12 protein-coding genes and 3 pseudogenes are annotated in these 8,821 nt (G+C 37.3%); 8 read left to right on the forward strand and 7 right to left on the reverse strand.

Annotated elements, in window-relative coordinates:
- Nucleotides 1-58: 58 nt before the first annotated feature.
- From HE1_RS06680 to HE1_RS00050, 7 genes and pseudogenes are all read left to right on the forward strand, one after another.
- Nucleotides 59-265, forward strand: a pseudogene (locus HE1_RS06680) (helix-turn-helix domain-containing protein); the annotation flags it as partial.
- 297 nt (nucleotides 266-562) lie between these two features.
- Nucleotides 563-847, forward strand: a pseudogene (locus tag HE1_RS10115) (transposase); the annotation flags it as partial.
- A 187-nt stretch (nucleotides 848-1,034) separates the two neighbouring features.
- A complete protein-coding gene (locus HE1_RS07790) occupies nucleotides 1,035-1,226 on the forward strand; it encodes a hypothetical protein (protein ID WP_162480053.1) in 192 nt (63 codons plus the stop codon).
- The gene (locus HE1_RS00040; protein WP_035543096.1) at nucleotides 1,201-1,416 is read left to right on the forward strand and encodes a hypothetical protein; all 216 of its coding nucleotides are present in this window, start codon (nucleotides 1,201-1,203) and stop codon (nucleotides 1,414-1,416) included. The genes HE1_RS07790 and HE1_RS00040 overlap by 26 nt, the downstream gene beginning before the upstream one ends.
- A gap of 250 nt (nucleotides 1,417-1,666) precedes the next feature.
- A complete protein-coding gene (locus HE1_RS00045) occupies nucleotides 1,667-2,035 on the forward strand; it encodes a transposase (RefSeq protein ID WP_162531114.1) in 369 nt (122 codons plus the stop codon).
- Nucleotides 2,036-2,204: 169 nt separating this feature from the next.
- Nucleotides 2,205-2,348, forward strand: a complete 144-nt coding sequence (locus HE1_RS09440) for a hypothetical protein (protein ID WP_242837154.1) — start codon at nucleotides 2,205-2,207, stop codon at nucleotides 2,346-2,348.
- Nucleotides 2,349-2,553: 205 nt separating this feature from the next.
- Nucleotides 2,554-2,793 carry a hypothetical protein gene (locus HE1_RS00050; protein ID WP_035543101.1) on the forward strand — a complete coding sequence of 80 codons (240 nt, stop codon included), beginning with the start codon at nucleotides 2,554-2,556 and terminating at the stop codon, nucleotides 2,791-2,793.
- A 111-nt stretch (nucleotides 2,794-2,904) separates the two neighbouring features.
- Here HE1_RS00050 and gatA read toward each other — a convergent pair whose 3' ends face one another.
- Together gatA and gatC are read right to left on the reverse strand one after the other, a co-directional pair.
- The gene (gatA, locus tag HE1_RS00055) at nucleotides 2,905-4,392 is read right to left on the reverse strand and encodes an Asp-tRNA(Asn)/Glu-tRNA(Gln) amidotransferase subunit GatA (protein ID WP_006300456.1); all 1,488 of its coding nucleotides are present in this window, start codon (nucleotides 4,390-4,392) and stop codon (nucleotides 2,905-2,907) included.
- A gap of 1 nt (nucleotide 4,393) precedes the next feature.
- The gene (gene gatC / locus HE1_RS00060) at nucleotides 4,394-4,678 is read right to left on the reverse strand and encodes an Asp-tRNA(Asn)/Glu-tRNA(Gln) amidotransferase subunit GatC (protein ID WP_006300454.1); all 285 of its coding nucleotides are present in this window, start codon (nucleotides 4,676-4,678) and stop codon (nucleotides 4,394-4,396) included.
- A 343-nt stretch (nucleotides 4,679-5,021) separates the two neighbouring features.
- Here gatC and prfA point away from each other — a divergent pair, with 343 nt between their 5' ends.
- Entirely contained in the window at nucleotides 5,022-6,110 is a 1,089-nt protein-coding gene (prfA, locus tag HE1_RS00065) for a peptide chain release factor 1 (RefSeq protein WP_035543107.1), read from the forward strand.
- Nucleotides 6,111-6,272: 162 nt separating this feature from the next.
- On the opposite strand, the gene HE1_RS00070 is transcribed toward prfA, so the two are convergent.
- The 5 genes and pseudogenes from HE1_RS00070 to HE1_RS00090 form a co-directional block, all read right to left on the reverse strand.
- Nucleotides 6,273-6,560 carry a transposase gene (locus HE1_RS00070; protein WP_373279887.1) on the reverse strand — a complete coding sequence of 96 codons (288 nt, stop codon included), beginning with the start codon at nucleotides 6,558-6,560 and terminating at the stop codon, nucleotides 6,273-6,275.
- Nucleotides 6,541-6,741, reverse strand: a pseudogene (locus HE1_RS00075) (elongation factor G); the annotation flags it as partial. The gene HE1_RS00070 and the pseudogene HE1_RS00075, both read right to left, overlap by 20 nt.
- A gap of 130 nt (nucleotides 6,742-6,871) precedes the next feature.
- On the reverse strand, nucleotides 6,872-7,516 hold the full coding sequence (locus HE1_RS00080) for a transposase (RefSeq protein ID WP_084490758.1): 645 nt from the start codon (nucleotides 7,514-7,516) through the stop codon (nucleotides 6,872-6,874).
- A gap of 67 nt (nucleotides 7,517-7,583) precedes the next feature.
- Nucleotides 7,584-7,799: a hypothetical protein gene (locus tag HE1_RS00085; protein WP_035543119.1), complete on the reverse strand. Its 216-nt coding sequence runs from the start codon at nucleotides 7,797-7,799 to the stop codon at nucleotides 7,584-7,586.
- 525 nt (nucleotides 7,800-8,324) lie between these two features.
- Nucleotides 8,325-8,558 carry a transposase gene (locus HE1_RS00090; RefSeq protein ID WP_035543121.1) on the reverse strand — a complete coding sequence of 78 codons (234 nt, stop codon included), beginning with the start codon at nucleotides 8,556-8,558 and terminating at the stop codon, nucleotides 8,325-8,327.
- Nucleotides 8,559-8,821: the final 263 nt, after the last annotated feature.

The following is an 8,821-nucleotide window of genomic DNA, read 5'->3' on the forward strand; positions in this document are numbered from 1 at the left end:
TTAGAGTTGGTAAAGGATGTCTTTTAAAAGTCTCTCAAAAAGATTGTATGTAAATTTTGTGAACGTTAAGATTGCTTTAAAATCGGTTTTGTTCGAGGGGGGCAGCGGTACAAATGTAAAAAATGTGGAAAAAATTTCACGAGGTGTGCCTGAGAAAGACAAGCTCCAAGCCCTTGTTTTATACGCAAGCGGCTTTTCAATGAACCGAATTGCTCAGCGTTTTGGTGTCAGCGCAAGCGCTGTTTTGAAGTGGGCGGGCACCTTGGGAGGCTATGCGCCAAAATTTAGCCATCCCCAGAAGACAAAGGTATTGTCAAGGAAGTCAATGAATTTTGGTATAATGGGAGAGTTGTGAGATAAGGTAATTTTTGGTATAAGAAGGAAAAAATCAAGGCAAGGTGAAAGAAGTGTCGAGCACGCAAATAACAATGGTAAGTTTAGAAGAGTTAGTAAGTAAGGACCATCAGTATAGGAAATTTAAATCAATATTCAGCTTTAATAAGGTTAAGGATGAAGTGTAGCGGTAGAAAGTAAAGCTAACTAGAAGAGATACGGAGTATTACGGTTATTTAAATGTCTGGTGCTACAGTTTATGGAAGATATGTCTGATCGTGAACTTGAGAGGTATCTTGCAGATAGCAATGCTGCGAAGTGGTTTTGTGATTTTAGCTTAATAGAATCAACACCTGATCACAGGGTATTTAGCAGGATGCGTAAGAAGATAGGAACAAATCTGTTGTCAAAAATATTTGCAATTTTCAGAGATCAGCTACGAAGTGCAAGGTATATGAGTGAGGTACTTACGTTTGTGGATGCAAGTCATTTAATATCCAAAGCTAGTTTATGAGAGGAAAGAGACGAGGCAAGAAAGCAAAAGTTTGATAAGTTAAATAATGAAGTTTTTCCGAGTGCAGCAAAGGACAAGCAGGCGGAAATAAGTTTTGGTATGGATCATACTCCCCCTAACTTTTTTGAAGGGTCTTTAAAAGACCCGAAAGATAGACTATTTTATTAAAAATAAACAACAATGTTTAATGCAAATGAACCTTTCATCCTTAATAAATAAGATAAGAAAACTATTAGCTTTTCACGATTCCCGCGCAGAGACTTTTAAAACCTTCGTACTTATCGATCAGCGAAAGGTTCAGCATCCTGCGCTGATCCACAAGATGAACGCTCCACCTTCAATAAAATCCAAGCTTGAACGCGTCAGGTGTTTTTTTTAAAGGACAAGTAATTGATTCTGGACTCTTCTCAAAAGCCTTGATATCAAGCATTTGGGAGCCAGTTCCTAAAATGCATTTAATGCTCGATGGCGCCAATTGGAAGTTTGGAACGCAGAATATCAATTACCTCGTACTAGCTGTTAGAGTTGGAAAGATTTCATTTTCTTTGTTTTGGAGTAAACCAATTTAAGGAAATCTTTGGGTTCGATAAAATTCTCTCCTTTTCAGCTGATCGCGAATTTGTGGGCAAAGATTGGATCTCTTATTTGTGTGACCATAAGATCCCTTTTTTATCCGTATAAAAGATAATCCATTGGCCAACTTCGGCACTTCTAAAAAGCCTTTGAAGGATTTTTTTACTCACCTAAATACGGACGAAAGCCTCCATCTGTAACATGCTGGATGATCCTAGGGGGGGTATCGTAGGTAAAAAGATAAAGATGCGTACCTTGTCATTTGCTCAAGATAAAGACCGGGTACTAAACAAACAAAGATGGGATATTGAACGGCTGTTCAGAACTATGAAAACGCAAGGGGTTAACCTTGAAAATACCCCTATGAAAGATTTGGGAAGACTTTCCAAACTTATGACCATTGTCGCTGTTGCTATTTTATACGCTTTTATAACGGCCCTTACACAAGAATGTGCTTACAAAAAAACAGTCAGAGCGCCTTTCTATTCATCTTTGTATTCATACTTCACAAGGGGACTCAGGTGGATCAAAGATAAACTCTTATTCTTTGATTTCAGAGATATTTTAAACTACCTGAAAAAAAGTGAGGGGGAGTATGGTCAAGGAAGTCGATAAATTTTGGTATATTTAAAAAAAGAAGCAAAAAATTTGGATTTCTAAAGCTTGAATTTCTAAATTCTATGATCGTGCTGGAAAACGGTTCATCTATTGGCAATTTGGTGATCTCTCGAGTCAAACATTCAAACGACTTTTTGAACGATTATTATTTTATTGCAGAGATCATTTGGCAGGTTTTAATAAAATTATTCCAAGCTCCCGCCTATTTCAGGTAAAGATAAAACGTTTTCTATTAAACAAAATAACGCTCGACATTTCCATTGGTTTGCAAGATTTCGCCCCCCCCCCTTGCAAACACATGATCACTTGAAATGCTGGAGGTAACACTGCGTATTTTTGCGGCACTTCACGTTAATAAAACATTGAAAATCAATCATACTATCTTTGGTTAAAGATCCCCTTTAATTTCGCACCCTTAATAAAAAATAAAAAACAAATATGTATATTTATATTAGTAAAATAAAAACAGAACAATATGAAATTTTTATTTTTTTAATATTTTTTTTATTGCTAACATGAAAAATCTAAGTTTTGCACACCGATGCTCTATATCTTTAGACAATCAAAAAATTACAGAAAGACAGTATTTGAAAAAAAACACTCCATACACAACACTAGCAGATTTTTCTTCTTGGAATCTTCCTTTTTCCGTTTTAGGGCCTGATGCAAATCCTCTTAACGCCCTTCCTTCAGCTCTAGGCGGGCAAAGCCGAGTAGGATCTGGAAATTTAATGCTACTTTTCAAACATCAGTAGTTTTTTAGAGAAAAACAATCTTAAAAGACTTGCGATTATCGAAAATTAATACTTTCCAAAAAGATAATTTTTCTCGGTTGACATTAATCGTAATATACCTGTTCAATATTTTTATTCTTTGCAAGAGGCGCTATTTTTTTCTAAAAACGGGAGCAAAGGAAAATTGCTTCCTTTTTCTAGAACACTTCCAAATTGAAACAAACGCCCATCTTCAAAAGCAGGCGCCAAGATCTGAATTCCCAAAGGAAGTCCTTTATCAGAAACACCGCAAGGAACAGAAATTCCACAAATTCCCCCGACATTTACCGGAACTGTTAATACATCATTCAGATAAACGGTAACTGGGTCATTTGGAGCCTGAGAAAATGGAAAAGTCGTAGTAGGTGTTGTAGGCATCAACAATATGTCCACATCTTGAAAAATCCGTGCAAAATCATCCCGAATTAAGTGCCTAATACGCGTTGCTTTTCCGTAGTAGGCATCATAATTTCCATGAGACAAGATATATGTTCCTATAATAATCCTACGTTTTACTTCTGGTCCGAATCCTGCGCTTCGCGTAGCACAGTACATTTCTTCTAACGTTTCGCCAAAGCAGCGCACCCCGTATTTTACACCATCGTAACGCGCCATATTGGAAGCAGCTTCTGCACATACGATAAGGTAATAGCAAGGAAGGGAGAAAGAAACATAAGGCAAAGAAACCATTTTCGTTTGACACCCCGCATCTTCTAAGATCTCACGACTTTTATCCCAGCAACGGCGAATATCTTCTGGATAAGAAGCCTCGTAAAACTCTTTTGGAATTCCTACTTTCATTCCTTTTACAGATTGCCTTATGATAGATAATACGTCTGGGGGCGCTATAGCACGACTCGTGGAATCTTTCGGATCATGACCGCAAATGGCTTGAAAAATGTGTGCAGCATCTTCCACTGTACGTCCAAAAGGACCTGCTTGATCCAAAGAAGAAGAAAACGCCCCCATTCCATAACGAGAGACTCGACCATACGTCGGGCGCACTCCCACAATTCCACAAAAAGAAGCAGGTTGTCGGATAGACCCCCCCGTATCAGATCCCACAGACCCTAATGCCATTCCAGCAGCTACGGCTGCAGCACTGCCACCGGAAGACCCTCCTGATACACAAGAAGTATTCCAAGGATTGGCAACTGGACTAGTAAGAGTATACGTATTCATCGATCCCATACAAAATTCATCCAAATTGGTTTTTCCAAGAAATACCCCGCCGCATTGCTCTAAACGTTGCGTAACGGTAGAAGAATATTCGGGAACAAAATTTTGCATCATTTTAGAAGAAAAAGTCGTACGCACTCCTTTTGTACAAAATACATCTTTTATTGCCAAAGGAATGCCTTCCAGTATGCCACAGTTTCCCTTCTGTCTGCGAGCGTCGCTTTTTTTTGCCATATCTATGGCCAGATCTTCACAACACGTTATATAGGCATGATATGTTGAATTTAAAGAAGTCATGCGTTCTACATAGCACTGTGTAAGTTCTACACTTGAGATGTTCTTATTAGAAAGTTCTTGCTTTGCCTGAGATAACGTTAAGGATAAAATATCAGAATGCTTCATTCTACACATCTCCTAAAACGTTTGGCACAACACAATGCTCTTTCCGCTGCTTTGGAGCATTCGATAACAAAATGTGAGTATCAATAGGACATTCCGGAACATCATCCACCATGGGGCAAGCTAGCTCTGGTTCTTGTTGATGAACTTGAAGGCAAAGACGTTCTAGTTGTTCTACCCACTCAAATACTCGGCTTAATTCGTGAGAAAAATTCTTTACTTCTTCTTGGGTTAAAGTAATTTTTGCGAGTTTTGCAACTTGCTTTATGTCCTCTAAATTGACTTTCATGCTTTTTCTCATAGACTCTATCTAGTTAGCCAGATTTTAGAACAAAGCTTTAATTAGCACAAGAGGGCGATCAAAACATCAAGGTAGTTTATTTCTTAAAGTAACAACGGAGATTTGTTAACGGATGGATTTTTATAGATTTTTGTGTAATAATTTCTTGTTGCGCAGTTTTTTTATGCGTAGTTAATTCAATCAATTCTAGGTACGGAACTTCGGACTTTTTTATCAAGTGAGAATCAGAAAAATCAGTTAATCAAATATTAATTTTGGTATAAGAGCTTTCTTTCTGGTATCTTTTTTCGTTGTGTGGTAGTCTTAAGCGGGAATAATTTTATTTTTTGTTATGCACGGTATTTCTCATCAAACGCTTTCTGCAATTCTTGAACGCTATGAACGTCTAGAAAACGCGCTGCTAGAGGATCAGTTTTTACAAGATTCTATTAAATTGAACAAAGATTATGCGCGGATGACACCTCTTGTGGAGTGTGTTCGCAAGTGGTTTCATATACAAAAAGAATATGACGACTTGCTAACGGTTCAAGATGAAAATGACGAAATGAAAGGAGTGATAGAGGAAGAAAAAAAAAATTTACGTCAATCCTTAGAAGCATTAGGTTATGAAATTCGCGTTCTTTTGCTCCCTAAAGATGAAGATGATGCTCGAGGAGCAATTTTAGAGATTCGCGCAGGAACGGGGGGAGAAGAGGCGGCATTGTTTGCAGCAGATTTAATGCGAATGTATATGCGTTACGGAGCATTACAAAAATGGCAGGTAGAGGTGTTGCATGTTCATCACAGCGATCACGCAGGTGTCAAAGATGCTGGGCTTTTGATTCAAGGCAAGGATGTATATGCTCAACTTAAATTTGAAGCAGGAGTGCATAGAGTACAGCGTGTACCAAAAACAGAAGCAAGTGGACGTATTCATACATCTGCTGCTACTGTTGCCGTTTTACCAGAAGTAGAAGATGTTGATATCGTTATTGACGAAAAAGATATTCGTATTGACGTGTTTCGCTCTAGCGGTCCGGGCGGACAATCTGTAAACACTACGGACAGCGCTGTACGTATTACGCATCTTCCTACCGGAATTGTGGTAAGTCAGCAAGATGAAAAATCTCAGCATAAAAATAAAGCAAAAGCGTTAAAAGTGTTGCGTTCTAGGCTGTATGATGCAAAAAAGCAAGAAGAAGAAATGAAAAGAAGTCAGTCTCGTCAACGTCAAGTGGGAAGAGGGGACAGATCAGAACGAATTCGCACTTACAATTTTCCTCAAGGACGTCTTACTGATCATCGCATTAAATTAACGCTTCACCAACTTCCTGAAATTTTGGAAGGAGACGGATTAAAAGAGGTTATTTCTGCTTTAATGACTTACGCAAGAGCAGAACAATTGGCAGAGCAAGAGACGAATTTTTCAGAAATTGCGTAACAAAAAAGTATAAGAGGAGCAATCAAAAAATACATTCAGTATAGTTAAAAGGAAAAAGAATTTTTCAAAGACGAACTGCAAAGTAAAATGAGTCTGCTACCATACTCGCCCTCACTTTTTTTCAGGTAGTTTAAAAGATCGCTAAAATCAAAGAATAAGAGTTTATCTTTGATCCACCTGAGTCCCCTTGTGTTCTTGTGTAAGGCCCGTTATAGAAGCGTATAAAATAGCAATAGCGACAATCGTGATAAGTTTGGAAAGTCTTCCCAAATCTTTCATAGGGGTATTTTCAAGGGTAACCCCTTGCGTTTTCATAGTTCTGAACAGCCGTTCAATATCCCATCTTTGTTTGTTTAGTACCCGGTCCTTATCTTGAGCAAATGACAAGGTGCTCATTTGTTTTTGCGTTCCCCTGATCTTCCATACCTTATACTTGCCCCCTGCGAGAATTTAAGTCTCCCATGTAGGTTTCTGGTGTAACGACATCCACTTTCATTACGGGCTCTAAAACTTTTGGTCCTGCCTTTGCTGCTGCCTCTCTAAAAGCAGCTCTTCCTGCGATTTCAAAAGTTAAGGTGTTTGAATCAACGTCGTGATAAGAACCGTCTATCAAAGTTGCTTTGAAATCCACTGATACTATAGTAATTTAGGTTGAATTAGGTGCAATTAAAGGAAAGAGACAAAGAGCTACAGCAACGATTTAAGACAAAGGGCAATAGAGTATTTAGATGAGGGGGGAGCGGGCATAAGTGTTGAAAGTGTCAAAATAAATGTTTAACAGCATTGAAATCCCCTCCTGAAATAATAATTAATGTTTTAATAAAAGATTTCTCTAGATCTAATGTAAATTGAAATAATGGAATTTTGAAGCCATGCAGTTTCTTTCTAGCCTTGTATATTAAAAATAATAAAGCTGTAATCAGAATCATATAAATATACACTTTCATACCATTTAAAGAATGACTCAAAAAATGCTTATATCCAAGATTTTGTTTGATAAATTTAAAAAATACTTCTATATTCAATCTCCTCTTATAAAGCTCTGTTACATCAAGAGCTGGCATATCAAATAAATTAGTTAAAAACCAAATTTCATTCCCCTCCTTATTCAATAATTTGATTACCCTTAAATTGGTATCAATACATTTATGCTGCTTATCGTAAAAATTGATAATAATATCTTCTTTTACATTGGATTTACTCTCGTTCTTTGATATAATTTTGTATTTTCTACCTATTGTTAGCCTTGTAACAAATTTATAGTCTTTCTCTTCAAATTCGCGATAACTTGTACTCTTGCTTATTCCTCTATCAAATAACACCACATCTTCGTTCCCTATTTTTGCTTCATTTATAGCCTTAACTAAAGACCTAATGCTACTAGGTAGAGTATCTTTTAGGCCTATAGTTACTAGTTACTTTGATTTGACTATCATTAAGCTTACCGCCTATTTTTAGACCATCTTTCACCATCTATCCTGATAAATTGATAATCGTGGAATCAAATCTATGAAGGTGCTTGCTTCCTTTTGAATCTATTTCATACTCAACCTTACTCACTAAATCTTTATATATTCCTTCAAAATACTCCCATTTGATTACTTTTAACCGCTTTGAAATTCCACTATATGTTGCTTCAATGCCACTTTGCATTGATCCAAACCCTTGGTTGATTAGCTTTTCTAACATTCTTAAACGAGTTTTCTTGCCAAGGAGTATTAACCTCAGCAAACCTTTGAATAGTTATTCTCCGGTGATTTTATTATTATATCTATTGACATCGTAAAGTTTTCCTAGTCTCTCTAACCATATATCAATACATCATTATAAAATTAAAACTTTATACTCATAATATCTATCTCAACCACTTTCAACACTTATGGGGGAGCGGGGTATTGAAGCATCGCAACCATTTAAAATAAGTGTATCGGCGATAGGCATGTGGAATAGAAAAATGGCATAGAAAATACAGACAAAAAAGCTGTTATTTTCCTAATAGGCGTGCTTGGCTCAGAAAAAAAGATTGAACTTTAGGAAAGCTTGAAAAGTACGTCAAAGAAACCCAAGACATGACCTTGAAAAAAGCTGCTCAAGAATTTGGGGTACAATTAGTTACTGGTTAAAAAGATTAGGCTATAGCTTAAAAAAAAGCATACTCCCCCCTCACTTTTTTTCAGGTAGTTTAAAAGATCGCTGAAATCAAAGAATAAGAGTTTATCTTTGATCCACCTGAGTCCCCTTGTGTTCTTGTGTAAGGCCCGTTATAGAAGCGTATAAAATAGCAACAGCGACAATGGTCATAAGTTTGGAAAGTCTTCCCAAATCTTTCATATGGGTATTTTCAAGGTTGACCCCTTGCGTTTTCATAGTTCTGAACAGCCGTTCAATGTCCCATCTTTGTTTGTTTAGTACCCGGTCTTTATCTTGGGCAAATGACAAGGTACGCATCTTTAATCTTTTTACCTACGGCCCCCCCTAGGATCATCCAGCATGTTATACAGATGGCGGCTTTCGTCCGTATTTAGGTGAGTAAAAAATCCTTCAAAGGCTTTTTAGAGGTGCCAAAGTTGGCCAATGGATTGTCTTTTATACGGATAAAAAAGGGATCTTGTTGTCACACAAATAAGTCACACAAATAAGTGATCCAATCTTTGCCCACAAATTCGCGATCAGCTGAAAAGGAGAGAATTTTATCGAACCCAAAGATTTCC

Source organism: Holospora elegans E1 (assembly GCF_000648275.1).
Taxonomy (GTDB): Bacteria; Pseudomonadota; Alphaproteobacteria; order Holosporales; family Holosporaceae; genus Holospora; species Holospora undulata_A.